The sequence below is a fragment of the Fodinisporobacter ferrooxydans genome (genome assembly GCF_022818495.1).
GTDB classification, from domain to species: Bacteria; Bacillota; Bacilli; order Tumebacillales; family MYW30-H2; genus Fodinisporobacter; species Fodinisporobacter ferrooxydans.
Genome location: NZ_CP089291.1, coordinates 333,904 through 354,124, shown reverse-complemented (window position 1 = coordinate 354,124; position 20,221 = coordinate 333,904). Strand labels below are relative to the sequence as shown.

General features: G+C 43.2%; 18 protein-coding genes, 13 tRNA genes, 1 other RNA gene and 3 pseudogenes. 25 read left to right on the top strand and 10 right to left on the bottom strand.

The genetic code is table 11. From position 1 onward, the window contains the following. Nucleotide 1 precedes the first annotated feature (1 nt). From rnpB to LSG31_RS01895, 16 genes are all read left to right on the top strand, one after another. Nucleotides 2–373, top strand: an RNA gene (rnpB, locus tag LSG31_RS01970) — RNase P RNA component class B. 64 nt (nucleotides 374–437) lie between these two features. Next, nucleotides 438–513, top strand: a tRNA-Thr gene (locus tag LSG31_RS01965). Between the two features lie 4 nt (nucleotides 514–517). Next, nucleotides 518–601, top strand: a tRNA-Tyr gene (locus LSG31_RS01960). A gap of 5 nt (nucleotides 602–606) precedes the next feature. Next, nucleotides 607–682: transfer RNA gene (locus LSG31_RS01955), tRNA-Trp, on the top strand. A gap of 34 nt (nucleotides 683–716) precedes the next feature. Continuing rightward, nucleotides 717–792 (top strand) — tRNA-His (locus LSG31_RS01950). Between the two features lie 5 nt (nucleotides 793–797). After that, a tRNA-Gln gene (locus tag LSG31_RS01945) sits at nucleotides 798–872 on the top strand. A gap of 3 nt (nucleotides 873–875) precedes the next feature. Beyond that, nucleotides 876–951: transfer RNA gene (locus LSG31_RS01940), tRNA-Lys, on the top strand. A 5-nt stretch (nucleotides 952–956) separates the two neighbouring features. Beyond that, nucleotides 957–1,031, top strand: a tRNA-Cys gene (locus LSG31_RS01935). A gap of 22 nt (nucleotides 1,032–1,053) precedes the next feature. After that, nucleotides 1,054–1,130: transfer RNA gene (locus tag LSG31_RS01930), tRNA-Arg, on the top strand. Nucleotides 1,131–1,134: 4 nt separating this feature from the next. Next, nucleotides 1,135–1,209, top strand: a tRNA-Val gene (locus LSG31_RS01925). Nucleotides 1,210–1,276: 67 nt separating this feature from the next. Continuing rightward, nucleotides 1,277–1,368, top strand: a tRNA-Ser gene (locus LSG31_RS01920). Between the two features lie 3 nt (nucleotides 1,369–1,371). After that, nucleotides 1,372–1,450 (top strand) — tRNA-Arg (locus LSG31_RS01915). A 214-nt stretch (nucleotides 1,451–1,664) separates the two neighbouring features. Continuing rightward, nucleotides 1,665–2,537 carry a methyl-accepting chemotaxis protein gene (locus tag LSG31_RS01910; RefSeq protein ID WP_347437747.1) on the top strand — a complete coding sequence of 291 codons (873 nt, stop codon included), beginning with the start codon at nucleotides 1,665–1,667 and terminating at the stop codon, nucleotides 2,535–2,537. Nucleotides 2,538–2,698: 161 nt separating this feature from the next. Continuing rightward, nucleotides 2,699–2,775: transfer RNA gene (locus LSG31_RS01905), tRNA-Pro, on the top strand. Between the two features lie 375 nt (nucleotides 2,776–3,150). Next, nucleotides 3,151–3,462, top strand: a complete 312-nt coding sequence (locus LSG31_RS01900) for a hypothetical protein (RefSeq protein ID WP_347437746.1) — start codon at nucleotides 3,151–3,153, stop codon at nucleotides 3,460–3,462. A 638-nt stretch (nucleotides 3,463–4,100) separates the two neighbouring features. After that, a tRNA-Pro gene (locus tag LSG31_RS01895) sits at nucleotides 4,101–4,177 on the top strand. Between the two features lie 60 nt (nucleotides 4,178–4,237). Here LSG31_RS01895 and LSG31_RS01890 read toward each other — a convergent pair. Both LSG31_RS01890 and LSG31_RS01885 read right to left on the bottom strand, forming a co-directional pair. Next, a complete protein-coding gene (locus tag LSG31_RS01890) occupies nucleotides 4,238–4,846 on the bottom strand; it encodes a site-specific integrase (protein WP_347437745.1) in 609 nt (202 codons plus the stop codon). Continuing rightward, nucleotides 4,795–5,445, bottom strand: a complete 651-nt coding sequence (locus LSG31_RS01885; RefSeq protein ID WP_347437744.1) for a tyrosine-type recombinase/integrase — start codon at nucleotides 5,443–5,445, stop codon at nucleotides 4,795–4,797. Before LSG31_RS01885 ends, LSG31_RS01890 begins: the two co-directional genes overlap by 52 nt. A gap of 68 nt (nucleotides 5,446–5,513) precedes the next feature. Here LSG31_RS01885 and LSG31_RS23225 point away from each other — a divergent pair, with 68 nt between their 5' ends. Both LSG31_RS23225 and LSG31_RS01880 read left to right on the top strand, forming a co-directional pair. Next, nucleotides 5,514–5,648, top strand: coding sequence for a helix-turn-helix domain-containing protein (locus LSG31_RS23225; RefSeq protein ID WP_430734233.1), 135 nt, complete (start codon nucleotides 5,514–5,516; stop codon nucleotides 5,646–5,648). Between the two features lie 281 nt (nucleotides 5,649–5,929). Beyond that, nucleotides 5,930–6,427, top strand: a pseudogene (locus LSG31_RS01880) (IS1595 family transposase); the annotation flags it as partial. A 51-nt stretch (nucleotides 6,428–6,478) separates the two neighbouring features. Here the strand turns inward: LSG31_RS01880 and LSG31_RS01875 are convergent. The 4 genes and pseudogenes from LSG31_RS01875 to LSG31_RS01860 all read right to left on the bottom strand — a co-directional run. Then, a pseudogene (locus tag LSG31_RS01875) lies at nucleotides 6,479–6,898 on the bottom strand (ATP-binding protein); the annotation flags it as partial. A 112-nt stretch (nucleotides 6,899–7,010) separates the two neighbouring features. Then, complete coding sequence (locus LSG31_RS01870; RefSeq protein ID WP_347437742.1) at nucleotides 7,011–8,036, bottom strand: tyrosine-type recombinase/integrase; 1,026 nt, start codon at nucleotides 8,034–8,036, stop codon at nucleotides 7,011–7,013. Then, nucleotides 8,023–9,009, bottom strand: coding sequence for a tyrosine-type recombinase/integrase (locus LSG31_RS01865; protein ID WP_347437741.1), 987 nt, complete (start codon nucleotides 9,007–9,009; stop codon nucleotides 8,023–8,025). Before LSG31_RS01865 ends, LSG31_RS01870 begins: the two co-directional genes overlap by 14 nt. Continuing rightward, nucleotides 9,002–10,243 (bottom strand): site-specific integrase, encoded by a 1,242-nt coding sequence (locus LSG31_RS01860; RefSeq protein ID WP_347437740.1) that lies wholly within the window; start codon nucleotides 10,241–10,243, stop codon nucleotides 9,002–9,004. The genes LSG31_RS01865 and LSG31_RS01860 overlap by 8 nt, the downstream gene beginning before the upstream one ends. 145 nt (nucleotides 10,244–10,388) lie before the next feature. Between LSG31_RS01860 and LSG31_RS01855 the strand changes: the two are divergent. After that, a pseudogene (locus LSG31_RS01855) lies at nucleotides 10,389–10,817 on the top strand (ATP-binding protein); the annotation flags it as partial. Between the two features lie 219 nt (nucleotides 10,818–11,036). On the opposite strand, the gene LSG31_RS01850 reads toward LSG31_RS01855, so the two are convergent. Next, nucleotides 11,037–11,669 carry an NAD(P)/FAD-dependent oxidoreductase gene (locus LSG31_RS01850; protein WP_347437739.1) on the bottom strand — a complete coding sequence of 211 codons (633 nt, stop codon included), beginning with the start codon at nucleotides 11,667–11,669 and terminating at the stop codon, nucleotides 11,037–11,039. Between the two features lie 160 nt (nucleotides 11,670–11,829). Between LSG31_RS01850 and LSG31_RS01845 the strand changes: the two genes are divergently transcribed. The 4 genes from LSG31_RS01845 to LSG31_RS01830 all read left to right on the top strand — a co-directional run bounded on the left by LSG31_RS01845 (nucleotide 11,830) and on the right by LSG31_RS01830 (nucleotide 13,737). Further along, complete coding sequence (locus LSG31_RS01845) at nucleotides 11,830–12,609, top strand: YwmB family TATA-box binding protein (RefSeq protein ID WP_347437738.1); 780 nt, start codon at nucleotides 11,830–11,832, stop codon at nucleotides 12,607–12,609. Between the two features lie 265 nt (nucleotides 12,610–12,874). Then, on the top strand, nucleotides 12,875–13,033 hold the full coding sequence (locus tag LSG31_RS01840; RefSeq protein ID WP_347437737.1) for a hypothetical protein: 159 nt from the start codon (nucleotides 12,875–12,877) through the stop codon (nucleotides 13,031–13,033). Between the two features lie 45 nt (nucleotides 13,034–13,078). After that, complete coding sequence (locus LSG31_RS01835) at nucleotides 13,079–13,357, top strand: hypothetical protein (RefSeq protein WP_347437736.1); 279 nt, start codon at nucleotides 13,079–13,081, stop codon at nucleotides 13,355–13,357. Nucleotides 13,358–13,572: 215 nt separating this feature from the next. Then, nucleotides 13,573–13,737 carry a hypothetical protein gene (locus tag LSG31_RS01830; protein ID WP_347437735.1) on the top strand — a complete coding sequence of 55 codons (165 nt, stop codon included), beginning with the start codon at nucleotides 13,573–13,575 and terminating at the stop codon, nucleotides 13,735–13,737. Between the two features lie 241 nt (nucleotides 13,738–13,978). On the opposite strand, the gene LSG31_RS01825 is transcribed toward LSG31_RS01830, so the two are convergent. The 3 genes from LSG31_RS01825 to LSG31_RS01815 form a co-directional block, all read right to left on the bottom strand. Beyond that, on the bottom strand, nucleotides 13,979–14,734 hold the full coding sequence (locus LSG31_RS01825) for a transposase (protein WP_347435439.1): 756 nt from the start codon (nucleotides 14,732–14,734) through the stop codon (nucleotides 13,979–13,981). Beyond that, nucleotides 14,688–15,227 carry a helix-turn-helix domain-containing protein gene (locus LSG31_RS01820; protein WP_347436274.1) on the bottom strand — a complete coding sequence of 180 codons (540 nt, stop codon included), beginning with the start codon at nucleotides 15,225–15,227 and terminating at the stop codon, nucleotides 14,688–14,690. The genes LSG31_RS01825 and LSG31_RS01820 overlap by 47 nt, the downstream gene beginning before the upstream one ends. Before the next feature lie 291 nt (nucleotides 15,228–15,518). After that, a complete protein-coding gene (locus LSG31_RS01815; protein WP_347437734.1) occupies nucleotides 15,519–16,172 on the bottom strand; it encodes an alpha/beta fold hydrolase in 654 nt (217 codons plus the stop codon). A 202-nt stretch (nucleotides 16,173–16,374) separates the two neighbouring features. Here LSG31_RS01815 and LSG31_RS01810 point away from each other — a divergent pair, with 202 nt between their 5' ends. Continuing rightward, nucleotides 16,375–19,263, top strand: coding sequence for a helix-turn-helix transcriptional regulator (locus LSG31_RS01810; protein ID WP_347437733.1), 2,889 nt, complete (start codon nucleotides 16,375–16,377; stop codon nucleotides 19,261–19,263). Between the two features lie 96 nt (nucleotides 19,264–19,359). Next, complete coding sequence (locus tag LSG31_RS01805) at nucleotides 19,360–20,055, top strand: alpha/beta fold hydrolase (RefSeq protein ID WP_347437732.1); 696 nt, start codon at nucleotides 19,360–19,362, stop codon at nucleotides 20,053–20,055. The last annotated feature ends 166 nt before the right edge of the window (nucleotides 20,056–20,221 follow it).

Below are 20,221 nucleotides of genomic sequence, written 5' to 3'. Positions count from 1 at the left end.
GGTTAGTGAGTAGTCGCGCCATAATTTTCATTATGGTGAGGAAAGTCCACGCTCGCCTAAGCTGCGATGCTTAGAGTTTGGATGCCTAGCCAATCAATAAGCTAGGGCAGTATGAATATACTGACGGCGATGAAAAGGACTCTCTGAGTTCTGATTAGTCTTAAAGTGCCACAGAGACGAGTCTTTCCAGCGATGGGAAGAGTGGAACGAGGTAAACCCCATCTGCGAGAAACCCAAATTATGGTAGGGGAATTGCCTGAGGGGAAATGAACCCAAGGGTGGATCGTCGTATGACGATAGATAGATGACTACTAATTCTGTGTGAGGCTGGTTGCCGTTTGCAACACGGAATTACAGAACGTGGCTTATAGCGAACTCTGCATACCAACAAAAATTATTCAATTAGTATTCGGAAGTATAAAATACGTTTTAACTTTGCCACCTTAGCACAGTCGGTAGTGCGCATCACTCGTAATGATGAGGTCGCCGGTTCGATTCCGGCAGGTGGCTCCAGCATGGAGGGGTACCAAAGTGGCCAAATGGGGCGGACTGTAAATCCGTTGCGGAAGCTTCGTAGGTTCGAATCCTACCCCCTCCACCATGATTAGGGGCGTAGTTCAGCTGGTAGAACGGCGGTCTCCAAAACCGCATGTCGTGGGTTCGAGTCCTGCCGCCCCTGCCATTGTTTTATTGCTGTTTATTGTGCCATTCTTATGGTGGGTGTGGCGAAGTGGTTAACGCACCGGATTGTGGCTCCGGGATCCGTGGGTTCGATTCCCATCACTCACCCCATTGATTGGGGATTAGCCAAGCGGTAAGGCAACGGACTTTGACTCCGTCATGCGAAGGTTCAAATCCTTCATCCCCAGCCATTTGAGCCATTAGCTCAGTTGGTAGAGCACCTGACTTTTAATCAGGGTGTCGCTGGTTCGAGTCCAGCATGGCTCACCATCGATGGCGCCATAGCCAAGTGGTAAGGCAGAGGTCTGCAAAACCTTTATTCCCCAGTTCGAATCTGGGTGGCGCCTCCATTTCATGTGTTTTAATAGATCTGTGCCCTTAGCTCAGCTGGATAGAGCGTTTGACTACGAATCAAAAGGCCGGGAGTTCGAATCTCTCAGGGCACGCCATGATGCGACTGTAGCTCAGAGGGAGAGCACCACCTTGACACGGTGGGGGCCACAGGTTCGATTCCTGTCAGTCGCACCATTTTTATTTTACGGTTTTTGGAATTGATTGAAATGTATATTTGACTTAAACTTATTTTTTTGATCGTGGAGAGATGTCCGAGTGGTTGAAGGAGGCGGTCTCGAAAACCGTTGTACGGGACTACCCGTACCGTGGGTTCGAATCCCACTCTCTCCGCCATATGCACCCGTAGCTCAGGTGGATAGAGCGATAGTTTCCTAAACTGTGTCAGCCGCAGGTTCGAATCCTGCCGGGTGCACCAGAAATACAGTTATATCAAGGCCTTTCAGCATTTTGCTGAAAGGCTTTTTTCATCACTGATCACAGGGTGATCACAATCGCTTTTCCGGATGCTTTATGCTAAACATAGCGTGTGAAAATCGCTTTTTTCCGTTAAATATTTTAAAGAAATTGTTAAGAATTTTGTGGTATTATAAACTAGAGAATCTATTTAAATTTCTGTGAGGGAGCCGTTTATGGAAGCAGATGCTCAAGTTCTTCTAACGAAAGAAATCGCCCAAAATATATGCGACATCTTAACGGAAGAATCCGGATATCCAGTACTGGTGACAGATAAGGATGGAATTATATTTGCTGCGTCCGACCGGAAACGAATTGGAAATTTTCATCCGGTCGCCAAAAAAGTTGTCGATGGTGTCATTGATGAAGGTATCGTTACGAAAGATGAAGAAATTCGTTCAGGTGGAGTTACAAAAGCGGGTATCAATATACCAGTCGTATACGATGGCGTACGAATTGCAAACATGGGAATCACTGGGGATCCTGGAATTGTTCGACCGGTAGTTGGCGTTGCTTCCCGGATTACACAAATGCTTTTAAAAAATGACGAGCAGGTAAAAGTTCTTTCTCACACAATTGAGGAATTGAATACGTATCTGCAGGAAATATCCGCAACCGTGGAGGAAATCTCTACATCTGCACAACAAGTGGCATCGGCCAGCCAAGATACATATCGAATTACAACGGAATCAAAAGACAAAATGAAAAGCATTTTTGAGGTTCTGAATATTATCAAACATATTGCTTCACAAAGTAATTTAATCGGTTTAAATGCTGCTATTGAAGCAGCCAGAGTTGGAGAGGCAGGAAGAGGATTTTCAGTTGTTGCGAATGAAGTGCGGAAGCTTGCAACATCGAGTTCAGAGTCTGTCGAAGCAATTGGAAAAATTGTAAATGAGGTTCAAAATTTATTCCTGCAAATAACATCTCGGGTCGAGCAAAATAAAGAAGTAACGTATGAACAATCAGTTGCGCTAACATCAGTTACACAAAGAATTCAATCTATTGAACATACAATTGCCAAACTAATGGAGTCGATTCATTCGTAACATTGGATATTCCTAGTTTTCTAGTTTTATTGAATTTTGTTCTGCTTCTTTTTAAAAGAGGCAGTACATTTTGACTTCTTGCCAAACGGTATCCTCCTAAGAATTTACTTTTATCATTCGGAATGATACTCTTAAATCAATTCTCTTGGAGAGATCCCTGACGGAATGTAGCTCAGCTTGGTAGAGCGCACGGTTCGGGACCGTGAGGCCGCAGGTTCGAATCCTGTCATTCCGACCAAACCTTATAGAATACTGTTTTGATGGATTTTATGGATCGAAAAAATCATGTGTCCAAATGAAAATGAAATAGATCGCGGTGCACCACTTTATTGTTTGTGAAAAACAGTAAAGTGGTTTTTTTGTTTTTGAAACAGATTTGTGATTCATAATGTGAGTATTCTTGGCTTTGAGCATACTTCAGTCCGTTTAAATGAAATCAAATAAGATAGTTCAAAAGGATTATAAAAATAAGTCATTCTTGCTATTTTTTACTTTTTTTAGAAAAGGTATACTACCTACAAGTTAAATTTATTGCTGTACATCACGTGAAAAAAATCACAATCATTTAAAATGATCTGCAATTTAAAATTCTGATACAAGGGAGCTGGTTTCGATGAACAAAGAAGTAAAAGAATCTCTTATCATTTTATTAGATAACTGGGAATACATGCAAATGAGCGATCTAGAAAGTGTTGAAATTGATGCTTACCGTTTTGGAGATGCATATTATAATTTTCTTGATCAGATTCGTAGTTGGACTAAAACAATGGATAATAAGCCTGACCTGATTGATGCTTTACAAATACCTGAAGTATCAGAAATTTTAGAACAAATCCCCGGACCTTTACGGTTAAACTTGGAAATTGAACTGGATTATATGTTAAGCGGCATAGAAAGAATAGATGCTGCAAGCTATTATGGATAGTAAAGCAATCCCAAAAAGTCATTTGAAAATCTGACCATTATATTAATAATTTTCGCAAAGTTCGTTTTCTGTTTGGAAAAGGAACAACAAAATTCAGCCGAGCTATTCTATAGCCGTCGCCAGTTACAGACGGTTATAGAATAGCTGTAAGTTTGATGAGCACTTGTTTTATTTCGAATATAGATATCGGGTAAATGTAAGAAATCCGTTTTCACTTGATGTTTTGATTATTACCCTTTGAAGAGAGAGGTATAGGTTCTGTAAATTCACCGTTACCAAGTGCATATGATACATACGTTTTACCGCAGACTGAACAATGAAACCGTTCATATTCCGAAGAAAAAGCGACTTGTTCCAAATGGCCTTTTGGCCCGCAGTGTGGACATAACATACGATCAACTCCCCTAAATTAAAATATTTCATGGGATTTCAATAAGTTTCTACACGTATTGTTTTCTCTTCCTCAATTTCCATTCCTGCATGAAGAGTGTAAAGAATTGGATAAGAAATCAATAACTCGGTTAACAAAGCGCTATTGGATAAAAGGCAGCTTGACAATTTGCATCATATGCAATATTATTTTTATTACTGAATCCAACCTTTATTCTTGGATTTCATAAATATTTGAATGAGATAATCGGGATGTGGCGCAGCCTGGTAGCGCGCTACCTTGGGGAGGTAGAGGTCGCAGGTTCAAATCCTGTCATTCCGACCATAAGAAAACCCTTGTATATCAAGGGTTTTCGTGCTTTTTATGATGTTGACGAAAAAGTGTTTATTTTGCTGTTATTGACGACTTGTTGACGAAATTTTTCGGGTCAAATTTATCTAATTGTTCTGCAAGGGCCTTGGATGCTTTCTTGGTTACGTGGGTATATATATCTGCAGTGGTTTTGAAATCTTTATGGCCCAAACGTTCTTGCACCGCTTTGAGTGTAATGTCTGTATCAATACCTTGTGCCAATCCAGCTTCTATAAGTAATGTACCTGCTGTATGTCGAAGATCGTGTAAACGAATTTGTTTCAATCCATGACGTTTTGAAATTCGTTTCCACTGTTCTGTCGGCACGGTGAAATAATATGGTTTACCGAATCCGCCGTGGAATACGTATTGGTGATCTTCGCCTTGCCACATATCCCCGAGCTTTAATTTTTCTTTAATCCATTCACGATAATATATTTTTAATTCCTCCATATACCAAAGAGGCATATCTACAGTACGGAATGATTCTTCAGTCTTCGGATCTTTTACTACTGCTTGTCCATTTTTTGTTAATGCTAATGATTTTCGAATTGTTATTGTATTATTTTCAAAATCGATATCAGACCACTCTAATGCGGTGAGTTCGCCACGACGAAAGCCCCCAAGAAATACATCTTCCATTGGTCTTGTTCTTGATATAAGGCTTCGATTACTTCTTGAGCTTCATCAGATGTATAATATTTCATTTTTTTGCGTTCTACTTTTGGTTGGCTCACTCCATCCATTGGATCACTACTAATTACTTTCCATTCTACGGCTTTATTAAAAACACTTTTCATGATTTTATATATATCTTTTATGGTTGCGGCTGAAAGCTTCCCTACACGACCATCCTTCCTTATATCGTTTTGTTCAAGTTTATTTAAGTATGTTACAAGGTGAAGAGGTTTTATATCATCCAATTGTTTATGGCCGATCTCAGGTAAAATATGAGCATTTAGTTGCCCAATATATTTCTTTAACGTTGTGGGTGAATAATTTGTTTCAGCAAATTTTTTAAGCCATTCATTATTAACAAATGAATCAACCGTCATTTTCTCAGGTTTTATATAAGTGCCCGATTCAATTTCAGTTAAAAATTTAGCATATTCCTTTCTTGCTTCTGTAATATTTTTTGCTTTTACTGTTTTTCTGTGCCTTTTTCTTTTCCCATTGGAATCAAAACCAGCTTCAATTGTTAAACGATAAGTTCCTTCCCCTCTTTTTTCAATTTGCGCCATTTTTAAATATCACCTCATTTGATTTTTTGGTATAATTTTCATGTAAAATTTCAGAAAGGCGACTTCCTATGGAGTACAAACTAAGTCGTTGGCTACTTCTGCAATTATTGAATAAAAAGGGTATGACGCAACAAGAGTTAGCTGAGCGATTGGATATGCCTAAAAGTCAGATCGATGCTTACTGTCATGACAATAAAAAATGAGTTTTGAAAATGCCATGAGTATTGCTGCTGAATTAGGATGCTCGCTTGATAATCTGTATGAATGGGTTGCGATACCTTATTCAAAAAAAAAAACGCAGAAGTAGGACGGAGTAGGTAATCTACTTCCGTGGACATAGGTTATCTGAACAGATAACTAAAAAAACGTATGTACGCTTAAACGATTAAAAAAAATAATTTGGCTATTAAGTTAATTCAGTTTACTGTTTTATGACGAACGTATTTTGGCGATACTGGTACAAAATACGTTCGGTGGTGTATGTATGGCGAAGCAAAATTCATTAACACTGATTCAGTTTCAAAAGCAATTTTCAACGGAAGAAGCTTGTCATGAACATCTGTTTAACATGAAATGGCCAAATGGATTCGTATGTCCAAACTGCCAGCATACAGCAGCTTATAAAATCCAAACGCGTCGGCTTCCGCTTTATGAATGCAGGAATTGCGGGCATCAAACCACTGTTTGTGTGGGAACCATCTTTGAAAAAACACATACTTCCCTGCGGAAATGGTTCAATGCGATTTATCTCGTCTCCCATGATAAACGTGGTGTTTCTGCGAGCCTGTTGACGAGAGAATTAGAGATCTCGTATCCAACCGCTTGGCTCATGCTGCATAAAATCCGGAAAGCAATGGGGGATCGAGATTCTTTTTATATGTTGTCCGGTTATGTGGAACTCGATGACATGTATATCGGTTCCCCAACAGAAGGTGGAAAACGTGGCCGTGGAACCGATAAAAATCAAGTTCTCGTTGGCCTTTTGTAACCGTCAAGTACCTTTGAGCAGATTTCGCTAAATAAGTTTTAACACCTAAAAGTTTCCAAATATGGTTTCCCTGTGTTTGAGACGGAAGCTATCTCCACTTAACTGTATCACCTCGCTCTTATGCAAAATTCGATCCAGAATAGCAGTAGTTATGGCCGGATCGCCCAATAATTCACCCCATTCCTCTGGTCCCTTATTGGACGTTAGAATGATCGACGATTGATCATAGAGTTTATTAATAAATTGAAAGAATATGTTTGACTCATTCTTATCCATGGCCATGAACATAAGATCGTCAATGATCACAAGATCCGAACCTAGAATACGTCTCATGCGAGCCTGCGATGTTCGTGTAATGTCTTGTGTCTTGAGTAAATGGAGGAGGGTATCCATAGCCACAAAGCTGACGCGATGGCCTCTCTCCAGGGCTTCCATACCTAACCCCACCGAGAGGTGGGTCTTTCCGTTATGGAAAAATTACCATAACGGAAATTATCGAAAGTATTTAGTTATGGAAAGATTTTCGGTAGCGCCTTAGAATCATCTCTATGCATTTCCGAAAATCTTTCTATAATAATTATGAATGGCAAAGGTCCTGCAACCACTGAAGGATATCCGTGTTTTCCTCCCATTCCGGAGTATCCTCACTGCTTACTTGAGGATATGCTGCTTCTAAAGCCTTTCTTTTGAGCTCCGTATCAAACCTCAAATAAATCTCAGTTGTTGTCACACTCACATGCCCCAATAAATCACGGATATAGATCAGATTGACTCCGGATTCCAACAGATGTAGAGCTTTTGAGTGCCTCAGCATATGCGGATGCAGTTTATTTGGAAATCCCTCATCAAGGTTCCTAAGCTTTGCTTGCTTGAAATACTTTTCGAGGATGTATGTGATACCAGGTCTAGTAAACGGTTGGTATCTACTATTGTGAAACAAGGGACTTTGCTGTCGCCCGTTTTCAAGAAGATGGTTTTCAGCCATATAGTTTTCAAGGATGCTTCGAGTCTTATCCATAATCGGAATGTTCCTTTTTTTGTTGCCTTTGCCGGTCAAAGTGATTGTTGCGGGTTGGGCCAATCTTACGTCACAGACCTTTAGGTCGATCAATTCTTGGACTCTTGCGCCAGCATCGTATAAAACGACCATTAATGCCAAATCGCGGCGCCCTCTTTTCGTGGATGTATCAGGTTGTTCGAACAAATAGGCAAGTTGATTCTTAGTGAGATGTGCTATTGTCTGTTGTTGCTTTTTCTTAAAGGGAATGCCGAGTATTTTTTGGCTCTCAAATAGGATTTCTGGATTCTCGCACTGTGCATATCTGAAGAAACTGTGAATGGCAGCTAACCGCTGGTTCCGGGTGCTGGTACTCACACTTTTAGAAGATTCGAGCCAGTTTAAAAAATCTTTAATACTTGACATGGTCACTGAAGTGAACGAAATCTTTTCCGGCCTGATCTGATGTTCCTCTTGCATGAACTTAAGATATTGCTTGAAGGTATCGCGGTAGGATTTAATCGTATTGGTGCTGACGTTTCTCTGTCCGGGCAGAAAATCTGTCAGATACCGAGCAAGCGTCTTCGCAAAATCAGTCTGCTTCATACGGTTTCACCTCCGGAATGATGTATGAGCAGCTTTTTTCGATTTTACTTATTAGGTCGGGATACAAATCGGCGGTCAGCCGCAAATATCTTTGACTACCACGAATGTCTTCATGACCGAGATAAGCCGAAAGATAAGGAAGACAGTTATTAAGATCCCTTCCGTCCACAACCCACTTTTTCAAGCAATTTACGGCGAAAGTATGTCGAAAATCATGAATGCGGGGGCCTTTTCCCCTCCCCAGATGTGAAATGCTTGCTTTCCGGAGCACATCCCTAAAGAGCTTGTACAGGGTTGCCTCAGAATAATGTCCCCTATACGGAGAAGGGAAGAAGTACGGGTTCCCCAGCTTACCGATGTCGGCAGTTTTACAATATTCCCGGCATCGCTCTTTGAGACTTTCTGACATAGGTAATATCCGCTCTTTGTTGAATTTAGTATTACGAATGTATAAGGAACCATTTTTCAGATCGACATCTTGTATAGTTAATTGCACCGCCTCGGAAATTCGGAGACCGCATCCGTAAAGCATACGAAGTAATAGCGGCAAGACCAAATGCCGATTAGGCGTGCAGTTGTTTGGCGGAAATTGATCACACCCCTCAAATATTCGTTTCACTTCGTTATTCGAAAATATATAAGGGATGTAAGTATATCTGTTTACAGTGTTCATGGCTTTGGGATATACATACGCTGAATAACCTACGCGATTCATGTACTCTGCCAACCCCCGCAGCAATGAAATCCTACCACATTGGGTGGATAGGGATTCATTGGGCTTGCGAGCAGTCCATTCCATCACCAATTGCTTACTTAGAACGGCCTCAGTCAGGTTGTGGCTGTGCGCGTAAGAATCAAAATTTTTAAGCAAAGCGGTACCTTTCTTAAATGCATACCCAAGAGCCTGCTTCTCAGCGATGTAGCCTTCAATTGGGACGGACAGTGAACTCTTGTACCGGCGAGATTCAGTCATGAAGCATCACCTCCTCCGGATCAAGCGCACAGGACATTAGCCCTTTCATATCGGTGTGCAGATAAACGGAAGTAGACTTCGAGTCTACATGACCTAGGATTTCAGAGATAACGGCAAGGGATGCTCCCTGTTCCAAAAGCGTACTCGCTAGTGAGTGCCTTAACGAATGGAGACCGTGCCGTTTCCCGAGAGGAACAGTAATTCCAGCCAAGCGTGTGTATTTTGTAATAATGTTATGGAGATTGGCGTTTTCACCGAAGGCTTCAAAAGGGGCATTTAGGCGAACAAATATATAGGGTGTATCGCAGACAGGGCGGGCATGTTGGAGATAATCGATTAATGCCCAGCCCACGTCGTGCAGAATTGGATAAGTAACTTCGACTTTTGTTTTTTCCTGTGTAATGGTGATAGTTTTGGAAGTCCAATTTAAATCCGAGAGTTTCAACGCCTTAATATCGCCGGCCCGTATTCCAAGCTTTGCAACCAAAAGAAGGATAGCATAGTCTCGTTTGCCGACAGGGCTTGCCCGATCAATAGCACCAAGCATCCGTTTTACCTCGTCCGGCTCCCAGGTAGAGGGAACAGCGGGGTATCTATATTTAGTCTGCTTTGGCATGCTAAGCGATAGGTCTTCTTTGATGTATCCGTGCAGATAGAGAAACCTCAAGAACACTCTCAAAGTAGTCAGTATTGACGCGATACTTTTTTCATGATTTGGACAAATACTAATGACATAATCTGAGATGATTTCAGGCGTGATTTCGCTAAAGCCCATCACCTTGCGTAGTGACAGATAATCGACAAAAAAGAATAATCGCTGCAGTCTGGTACGCATGCCCCGTAGGGAGTAGTCGTTGCTTTCGCATTCTTTTTCGTACGCGGTCAGAGCCTTCTCAAACTGTGGTGGCTTCATATACCCCTTGCGCTTCTTGATCCTGCGAATGACAACACCATGAAGTTGGTAATCGCCGAGAAGCCGGACTGAGCGAATGGCTTGTTCAGCTTTTTTGGGGAAGGTATCTAGATAGTAATCTATTGTGCAGCCGTATTTTTCTTTCAAATATTCTTTTCCAAAGTCCTCGGAAAAAAATTGCACATTTCTGTCTCGTGCGAATGCACAGATCCTTTTGAACGAAGCACGCAATCCACATAAGGTGTTATATGCGTAATTCAATCGCTCAAGTTCTGTTATGACCTCCGCCGCGAGTTCATCAATCAGTTTTCTTGTTTCCATGGGCTTACCTCCAATAGACATGATTAAATTCATGATCTATTCTGAGGTGTTATGGAAAGAAATCAATGAATAATCATTGATGTTACGGGATATACGCTCAGTTCTTTCCATAACTAAATACTTTCGATAATTTCCATTATGGAAAAATTACCATAATGGAAAAACGCATATTTCGATTGGGCTTGGGATAAAAGCTTGTATGGAGGAATATAAGGTCTTATTTACCTCCGTCCCTTCGCTCATTACTCAATTAAAAGAAAGTCGATCTAAACAGACGCTACGTTCTTTTGGAAACAAGTTTGCGAAATATGATCTGGTGATAGCTGATGAGCTCGGCTATATCTCTTTCGATAAAGAAGGCTCTGAACTCTTATTCACCCATTTATCTCTAAGAACAGGTAGAAAATCAACTATTATTACAACCAATTTATCTTTTGAAAGATGGAGTGAGATATTTCACGACCCAGTACTTACAGCAGCAATGGTCGATAGACTCACGCACAAATCCTACCTTATTAATATGAATGGTAACTCATATCGACTCAAGGAAACAAAGGAGTGGATGGAGCAATAAAAAAACGTTAATAAAACTTCCTGACTCATAAAACCTTTGTGGGGAATTTCGCATTGGCGCAAATTTAGTAATTGATTCCAGTCGCCCTCGGGCTCCCTTCATCAATTACCAAATTTACACATATCATATATGTATATTTTTTTATTCTCAGGTGGGGGAGTTTTCAACTGCGACAGTGGTGGAATTTTCAGTTGACAAAAACAATCCATGCATGGCTCCTCATAATATATTAGAAAAAATATCAACTTGCTCAGATTTTAACCTATCAAACCCATATCGCTGGACAAATCGGCTAAATCGTTCTCTCTTTTTCCCATGGAGTTGATACAGTGTGATTACCTTTAAAACAATGGTAATTAGGTCGTGTTCAGGAATATCCTGCAAGAGAAGTTGTCCGACATCTGCTTGTGTAGTTTTTGTTTCCCCGCCGATATATACTTCGAATCTGTCTTTCCGTTTAATAACTCCGATATCTTTAACCAAAGGCTCACCGCACGCATTGGGACAGCCAGTATATCCTACACGTAAAGGGAATGGAACCTTTAAACCAGCGATTGCGTGATTTAGTTTTTTGGCGACATCTAATCCTTCTTCTTCAGCGCCTTTACAAAAATTACAAACTGATACATTTTTGACTACAAATCCAACTTCATATACTTTCAGCCCATATGCCAGCAATTCACTCTTTGCATGTTCCGCTTGCTCATCATCTTTCATTTCAACAATTAGCTGTTGAAAAGTTGTTATCTCAATTTTTGCTTCTTCGCCAACTATTTCCGAAATTTTTGCTAAATCACGTGCAGTCAGCATTGGTCCCCCAACTTGAATTTCAGGACTTACAGCAAATTTCATGGTGCGTTCCTCCTACCATACATAGGTTTTTTCCGATTCTCTCATTTAAAGAAAATTTTTTCTATCAAACTAGAAATCTATGAATAAACAATTCATTTTCAGTACAAACTTTTTATCAAGGGTTTTGATAGTATTTGTATAGGAAAAAGGGGAATCAGCCATGAAATTCAATCAAGTATCGTTTATAAAAAAAACACGCCTATTTGCAATCTTTCTGGGTATAAGCATGATTTTGTTTCAAATATACAATTTGAAAAATACAAAGGCAGTTGCAGAATCCTTTGATGTTTACAAACAGACCTTTCAAACTTCCCAAGCAAACTTAGAGCAAATTCAACTGCATCAATGGTCAATTTTGAATCATGCTTGGATTTCGTCTTCTGAAGTTTCGCAACTGACAAATAAAGTGGCAACCAGTTTATCCCTGCAAAATCCAAAACGATTCTCTGATTTTACAGAATTGCATCGGTCATTCACAATACAGGGTCAGCTCGACCCCGGAACCAACGTACAAATCACCGTCACCAGCATTCATCATTCCGGAATTCCGACAGAGACATATTTAAGTTTAAGTTTGCGAAAAGATACAAACAACTTGAACCAACTGGCAATCCTTAAAAAACGTCTGGAACAAGTTTTGATAGCAAACAAAATACAACCGCAACTTAACGTAAATTTGGTCGGTTCGGTTCCTGGAAAGATCGAAGGAAATGCAGCAAAGGAAAAAATTCAAACGATGTTTCGTTCTGTCGGTGCAAATACGATAGAAGGCCTTTATTCAAATCTAGAAACCAGTATAACTGGATTCACACCTTACATTCATTCGTATTTATATACAAATGAAAAAAAGATGAATGTACAAATTGCGCTCCACTATAACAATTTGCAGAAAAATACTCGTTTGGTTATCGGAACACCAATTATCACTATTGAATATTAAAGTAGGCAATTGCATTAGCTAATTTTAAGAAAAATAGTAGATAAGCTTCACAGACTTATATTACTATACCATCGTATCGTATTTCAATGCGTGCATTGAAAAATTATGAACCAATATTTCCAAGAATTATAGAATTACAAACATGTATTGTGGGATGTCGAAAATGATGCGGTAATCACATAGGGGATCACATCAACAAAATACGGAAAACGTACGTTAAAGAGTTTCGGCTTCAGTTTTTTATAGGTAAAATGGTAAAATCTTTTTGTTGAACAACTTGGTCGCATCCCTATATGACGCTCACGATAACGGCATTTCCGAAAACGATCCGGATTACGACAAATTTATGAATCGGGTCGCCAAACGACGACCTCGACTGGTACAAGCAGATGAAGACACCGCTTATCATCCGTTTGTCGCATAGGAAAAATCGCGGCGTTTATACACAAGCGGGGCCGGGCGGCTCGACTTGACTTCAATACTGCTGCACTTGCTGGGAATTGATACGAGCGCATATCCGATGATGGGAGCGGATGTGACGCTCGCCAGCAATCAATTGGTCTTGTTTCGCGGCCATTCCTTTACGAACGGCAAGTATTTTTTCATTACCAAAGACGGCACATTTGATCATGGCACCGCGTACGATTTGAAAACAGAAAAATCCGTTGACCGCTCACATGTCAAAGATTTGTATCAGGAAGCCAATCGTAAACTCGAGATTTCCGACGACATTTTTTCGGCAATTTAATCCCGTATTTGCGGAAGCAATTAAGTGGCATGGGTGGTTGAACCATACGATGACGTACTTCTCTTACCTGTTGATCAATTGAATTGGCTGTAAAGTAAAAAAAGAAGGCAATTTGGCCTCACCCATTATTGTCTTCATAACTTTCTCATAAGTACTACATCGTCCCTTCACTTTTTCCGGCTAACCTAAAGTCACACAAGGGAGGTGGCAAAAACATGGAAGAATATATTTGCACCACATGTAGCAAGGAGTGGGAAATGTTACCCTCAGGATGCTTGTTTGAAGAAAATTGGATATGGAAAAAGCGAACGGATCATCCGGATCATTGCCCAAATTGTCAAACCGAAATGCTTGAGGAATGGGAATTGTTCGAAATTTAATTCTTAGTCAAAAAAGGATCTGTATTTCCTTTTTTAAACGTCGATGAACAAGTGTCGGCGTTTCTTTATTGTGTGCGATGCAAAAGGAAAACGAACCAATAGTGGAATTGGCTTTTCAATCACAGTCGTTACTTTGCTGTGCGTGAGGATTTCTCCGTTTTTCTTATCTTATTTTCAAGTTAGATTTATATTGCTTTCATGAATCCTAGTGCGTAATGGCGTAAGTAACGCGTTATAATAATTACATTTTCAGAAGCTTACCAGCATAAGTCCAACGAAAGGGTTTGGCCAAATGTTCGTTATAGTAATCAATAAATGCGGCAATACGCTGCTCTAAATCTTCGACTGACACAAAGCTGGCGCGTTTATTCAGAAGACGGCGTGAGAGTATGCTAAACCAACATTCAATTTGGTTGAGCCAAGAAGAATGTTTAGGCGTGTAGATCACGCGAATACGATGGCTAGGATCGGTAAGAAACGCGGCGCGGGATTCCATCGTTTTCAGAACGCCGGACTTGCCCTTTTCACCAAGTGCTTCTTCCGGTATGCCGCACTCCGCAGCTACGAAACGAACCAGAGACTCGGACTTATGCGTGTTCAATTGATCCATCACGAGCAGGTAAGGTGCTGTTGGATCATGGCGGACCACTTGGCGGATATGCTCCACAAAGTCGGCTTCATTACGTGTCGCCTGAATCATCGGAGCGATCAACTGGCCCGTGACGACATCGCGTGAAGCGGTAAGACTGGTCGTGCCATGCCGGATGTATTCCTGCTCGACGCGCTCCACTTGCCCCGGTTTCATCGGTTTCGTGGCCTGTGCGCGTTCTAACGCCTGAATACCCGTTTTTTCATCCGTGCATAAAACGTGTACTCCTTGTTCAGCGAGTTCCGATGCCTCATGATAAGCGTCACACACCTGTTTCACTTGTTGATGGTACAACTCGGGATCATCGATCTTCGGATTGAGCCATCCTTTCACTTGATGGGGTTTCAAGTCCGCTTCGTTTTAAAAAACGCCCGACCTGACGCGTCGAAATCGAGGAAACGATGCCACGTTTTACCGCTTCGCGGGCAAGCAATCCGGGTGTCCAATGACTAAACGGCAGTTCCAAGCTTTCGGGTGTCTGGCAGGCTAAGGTCAGGATATGGGCGACTTCCTCGGCTGTAAACGCAGACGGTCTACCCGATCGTTGTTCGTCGGTTAAGGCCGCTTCAATTTTCGCTTTCAGCGCATGAGGGCGATGGGTTTCGACTTGTTCCAGTTCCACCGCAAAAGTTGACCAGCGCTTCCTCCACCGCTTTACGGTATCGACACTGAGGCTGAGACGTCGAGCCAGTTCGCAATTGTTGACCTCTTGTGCCGAAAGTAAAATGATCTTGGCTCGCTCGATGAAATGCAGCGGTGTGTGGGTTCCTTTGGCCATCTTCTCCAGCACTTTTCGTTGCCGTTCGCTCAGTACGATTTTAATTGCGGTTTGTTTATGCAAAATATATCCGTCCCATTCTATGAATCTTTTGCTTCACAGTATATCATAGATTCATAGTCATTGGATAATTCAGCCATTTTACACTAGTTTTTTTATTAATTGGTTAAAAAGCGCAGGACTGACTCACAGGAAAAAAGCGGCGTGCCGTTATGCACGACTCCGGGTACCTTATGGAGTATCGCATTCGGAATACGTCCTTTCAAATATTGCGCATGGAAAAGCGGCACGCTTTCGTCACAGTCGCTGTGCCAAAACCGAATAGGAACTTGAATTTTATCAAACGGAATCCTCTCATGGTTTTGTTAAAATTTGACAATCATCTATTATGCCGTCCGTTCTCCGCGCGGCCTCAATGGCAAAATCCCGAAATATGGGAATCATGTCTTTAGTGATCATATTCCGATCAGACTCGGGAAGACATCCCAGAAAATATGTCACGAATGCGTCTGGATCAGACCGTACCATACCGACTAACTGATTTGTAAATGCAGCCAGCAATTCACCACCCCCCACACACATTTGGATCTCTTCGGAGACGGTGTCCAGAGCCCCCGGCACATTCAGGGGGCCGATCCCACAAATGACAGCCGCTTTGATTACTCGATGCGGCATTGCATATGTACAGGCAATCGCGTGAGGGTCTCCGCCGGAAATGCCAACGAGTGAAAACCGCTCAATTCTGAGATGATTAGCCAGCTGCTGAACGTCGCCAGCCCAATCCAGAATTGTCCGATCCGGTTTCGGATCGGACAAGCCGTATCCCGGACGCTCGGGTGCGATCACTCGAATGTTCCCTTGCGTGATTTTGGTAGCCAGGTGTGAGAATAAATGAAACCGTAATCCAGGCGTCCCATGGAACACAAATATGGGGTGTCCATCCATTTGCCCGAATTCCGCGAATCCCAATGTCCTTCCATCGCTGAGTTTTATACATCCGTCAATCATTGGATAACACCTGCATCTTTTATGCACTCTCATATCACCAAATCTTTTACGGCTATCGTTAATCTACTATAATAAAGAGGCCATATTTCGACATCGGGAAATTTCCCTATTTTAGAAGAATCATAGGCAGTTGGCGCGCTGTTTGGTTTTCCGGGCAGACGCACGTCGACATGAATTGTCTATTGTAGGAGGCTTGCACTTCATGACAGGCACACAAAGAATGGTAGGAAGATTGTCCGAGGTTCAGGTCATCGCGAAGGCTGTGGCACGCGTGGCTAATGGAGAGGGTGGCACCATCCTGGTTGGGGGCGAGGCTGGGATTGGCAAAACTACGCTTGTAAACCACGTACTGCAGTCCTGCGCGGAAACATCGTTGTCCAGCATCCCTTGTCGGTGCCTTGGACCTGGTGAGACGATACCATACGGACCATGGCGGGAAGCGTTTTTAAATCTACAGATGCGCGGCGGGCGGTGGGATCCATCCCTGTTACCGGCACCATTCGGCAGCGCTCCGGCTTTGGCGGATTCGTTCGAAGTTGCGCTGTCATTGATTCGCTGGCTCCAAAACGCGGAAGGACCGCTTGTTATCATCATCGATGATTTGCAGTGGTCAGACCGTGCGTCCATGGATTTACTTCGACACCTATCCGGTCGGCTTCATGGAGTGCCGCTGCTCGTGATTGGGGTGTATCGATCCGAAGACTTACACCGCTCCACAGAGATGCATCGCTATTTCTCCGATATGCTGCGGACCGGCAGCCAACGCATCTTGCTTCAAGAGTTAAACCGCGCGGAGGTGGAGGAGCTAACAAGGGTAACGATCCCCCACCTTGACAGCCCCTCTCGTTTGGCCAATGAAGTCTATCGGTTGACACATGGTTTCCCACTGTTTGTGGCAGAAATCTTAGAGCAATTCAAAGGTGGCCAGCATGTGACAGTTCCTTTGTCAGAAACGGTCCAACAAGCCATTGACAGCAAACTCAATCTCCTGGCCCCAACATATGTACCTATATTGGAAGAAGCCGCCCAAATTGGAGAATTGTTTAGTTATCGTCTGCTTGCGGACATTTCCATCAGCACACAGGAAGCGGTAACTGCTGCGCTTGGCGATGCCAAACGGTTGGGAATCATCCGAAACATGGACGACCAACCGGATATGTTTCAATTCCGACACGCGATTGTCAGAAGCCATTTGATGGACCGGATGCTTGGTATACAACTGGTGCGGTGTCACCAAACGATTGCCGAGGTTTTGGAAAGAACCTCACCCGATGCCATCGACGCGATCGCATTTCACTATCGGCGCGCCAATGATCCGCGGTCCGTCCAGTTTCTCGTCATTGCTGGGGACCAAGCGCTTCACATCGGCGCGATCCTGGACGCCGAAGAACGTTATCGGCAAGCACTTGAGTCAACACCTAAAGGGGGCCCCATGCATGCAGAGATTCTCCTCAAGCTTGGTTTTTGCATGCAACGACGGAACGGAACCGATGCAGTCCGATATTTTGAAACCGCGCTTGACGCGGGGCGGCAAAGTGAAGACTTGCCGGTAGAGGCATGGGTTCGCCATCTCTTGTATGAACGCGCTTATTTCCGTGGAGATAGAGTAGTGCTTGATGATATTGCAGCACTTTTGACCTTACAGGAGCAACTGCTGACCAACGAACGATACATCAAGCTTGAACAGCTATTCTTTCGCGGTCACTGCGAATATCCGAGGATCGTGACGGTGTACTGGAGTTTTCTATATACGCACGGACGATTGGAAGAGGCTGAGCAATTGCTTAACGATTTACAGACGAGGGTTGGTACGCACCATCCGCAAGTGCTGCGTATGAAAACGAGGCTCTCCGCGTTCTTGGGCAGACTTGATGAAACCATTGCCACCGCGCGTGAACTGAGTAAGGCGGCATACCAACAACATGATGACTGGTCCGCTACCATCTTGTTTGCCAATTATCTGTACCATACATACCTGAGCAAAACCGACCAACCGGATAAAGTGGATGCTGTTATTCAAGAGCTGCTGCTTCTGGAAAACGAAATTAACGGGAAAAATGGACTTGGCTTCATGCCTAAAGACTATTCCGCCTCTGGATTTTATCATTATACGAGAGGCAATTGGGCAGAGGGGCATAAACACCTGTCGGAATACGTCTTGGCGGAATCGGAACCGGATCCCCTCATTACCTGGTTTGCTGCAGTTATGCTGGTGGAAACTGGAGATAATGAACATTTGGATGCCGTGTTGTCTAAATTGGCGCCATTTCGTCCGGCCGACCCGCCATCGCCTTCCACAACCGTTTTTATCTGGGTACATGCGATTCGCGCACAGGCCCATCTGCTTCGGAATGAAGTGGAATTGGCCAAAGCATGGCTGGATGCGGCTGACGTACATCCCCTCAGTCAAGTGTCAAAACTCCATCGCCCACTTCTTGATATTGCCTGGAGCGATTATTACCGTCAGACTGAAGACCAGACAAGGGCGATAGAGGCTTGCGAACGAGCCTTGACTTGGGCAGAGTCCGTACCGATTCCATGGTTCGTCATCAAGGCCCGCCGCCGATTCGGAGAACTACAGGGTGAGCATAGCCAATACACTGAGGCATTTAAGTTGCTAGAAGATTCCGCTGCCCTTGCGGAAACATGCCGATTGCCTTATGAAACGGCACTCTGCCATTTATCAACCGGACGTGTATGGAGAATGTTCGAGACCACTGCGGAAATAACGGATCACTCAGAGGTAGCTGCACGACGCGGCGCTGTGGTCAAGAGCCTGCAAACGGCATTGGATGTGTTTACCCGTTTGGGTGCAAGAGAGCAGGCAGAGACGGAGCGTTTATTGGATGGAGTCCACGCTGCTGCCAAGGCGGTAATTGCAAGCACAAGCCGAGCCGTTTCTGATGTCCTCACGAAACGTGAGTGGGAGGTGGCTCGGTTGGTTGCGGAAGGACTGACCGACAAAGAAGTAGCAGCCAAGCTATACGTTTCTCCTCGCACCGTGGATCACCATTTGCGCAACATCTTTCGGAAACTGGACGTTCGTCACCGGGCCGCTTTGGCAGCACATCTAATGAAACAAGAAGTTTGAAATAGGGAATATTCCTGATTTCTCTCTTATCCAGCCTCGATAAAATTGAGATAGAATCGGCTGCATCTGGTTGCTATGCATGAAAGGGTGAATGAAATGGCGACATTTGTAATTTGTCATGGAGCATGGGATGGTGGATGGTTTTGGAAGGAACCGGCATCCGAACTTCAGAAGTTAGGGCATGTCGTATATAGGCCGACGTTTACAGGGCTGGGAGAACGAAAGCATCTTGGGACGCCTAATACCAATCTAGAAACGCACATAGAAGATATTCTCAATCTGTTTGAGTTTGAACAACTCGATCACGTTTTTTTGGTTGGACATAGTTACGGTGGGACAGTCATTACCGGGGTGGCAGAACGGATTCCGGAGAAGATCCAGCGACTCGTATATATTGATGGTTATGTGTTGGAGGATGGTCAATCTATGGCAGATCTTTTTGGGGATTCGCCGTTGCCTGATCAATTGAAAACATTGTCCGAGGTATATGGTGACGGTTGGGAAGTGCCGTTCCCATCAGAGCAAAGGTATGATTCCAGAGTCTCTGCACAGCCATTGCAAACGTTCCTGCAACGTTTGGAAGTTAAAAATCCGCAAACCAAGCAGCTACCTCGAACGTACATTGCTTGTACCGAACGTGGAGAAGCACCTCAGTACGGTCCAATCGCAAAAATCGCAGAACGGGCAAAGGTACTTGGATGGCAATATTTTGAGCTCCTTACAGGGCACAACCCCAACTTGACAATGCCCCGTGAGACAGGACTATTGTTGGATCGTGTTTCAAAGGGATAAAAAATGAGTACGAAACGAAGAAGGCAAGCCGGAGAAGGTTTAAGCTTGCCTTCTTCTAAAACTCATGGAGACAAGGCTGACCCCTATTTGAATATTTACCCGTGAGAAATCCGCGTTTTGTTAGTGGAACCCCTTAAAAGCATATCAAGCTATTCTCAAAATCAAA

Coding starts and splice junctions, on each gene's coding strand:
- LSG31_RS01910 (WP_347437747.1), top strand. CDS start 1,665: ATGGAAGCAGATGCTCAAGTTCTTCTAACGAAAGAAATCGCCCAAAAT.
- LSG31_RS01900 (WP_347437746.1), top strand. CDS start 3,151: ATGAACAAAGAAGTAAAAGAATCTCTTATCATTTTATTAGATAACTGG.
- LSG31_RS01890 (WP_347437745.1), bottom strand. CDS start 4,846: ATGGAAGATGTATTTCTTGGGGGCTTTCGTCGTGGCGAACTCACCGCA.
- LSG31_RS01885 (WP_347437744.1), bottom strand. CDS start 5,445: ATGGCGCAAATTGAAAAAAGAGGGGAAGGAACTTATCGTTTAACAATT.
- LSG31_RS23225 (WP_430734233.1), top strand. CDS start 5,514: ATGGAGTACAAACTAAGTCGTTGGCTACTTCTGCAATTATTGAATAAA.
- LSG31_RS01870 (WP_347437742.1), bottom strand. CDS start 8,036: ATGAAGCAGACTGATTTTGCGAAGACGCTTGCTCGGTATCTGACAGAT.
- LSG31_RS01865 (WP_347437741.1), bottom strand. CDS start 9,009: ATGACTGAATCTCGCCGGTACAAGAGTTCACTGTCCGTCCCAATTGAA.
- LSG31_RS01860 (WP_347437740.1), bottom strand. CDS start 10,243: ATGGAAACAAGAAAACTGATTGATGAACTCGCGGCGGAGGTCATAACA.
- LSG31_RS01850 (WP_347437739.1), bottom strand. CDS start 11,669: ATGAAATTTGCTGTAAGTCCTGAAATTCAAGTTGGGGGACCAATGCTG.
- LSG31_RS01845 (WP_347437738.1), top strand. CDS start 11,830: ATGAAATTCAATCAAGTATCGTTTATAAAAAAAACACGCCTATTTGCA.
- LSG31_RS01830 (WP_347437735.1), top strand. CDS start 13,573: ATGGAAGAATATATTTGCACCACATGTAGCAAGGAGTGGGAAATGTTA.
- LSG31_RS01815 (WP_347437734.1), bottom strand. CDS start 16,172: ATGATTGACGGATGTATAAAACTCAGCGATGGAAGGACATTGGGATTC.
- LSG31_RS01810 (WP_347437733.1), top strand. CDS start 16,375: ATGACAGGCACACAAAGAATGGTAGGAAGATTGTCCGAGGTTCAGGTC.
- LSG31_RS01805 (WP_347437732.1), top strand. CDS start 19,360: ATGGCGACATTTGTAATTTGTCATGGAGCATGGGATGGTGGATGGTTT.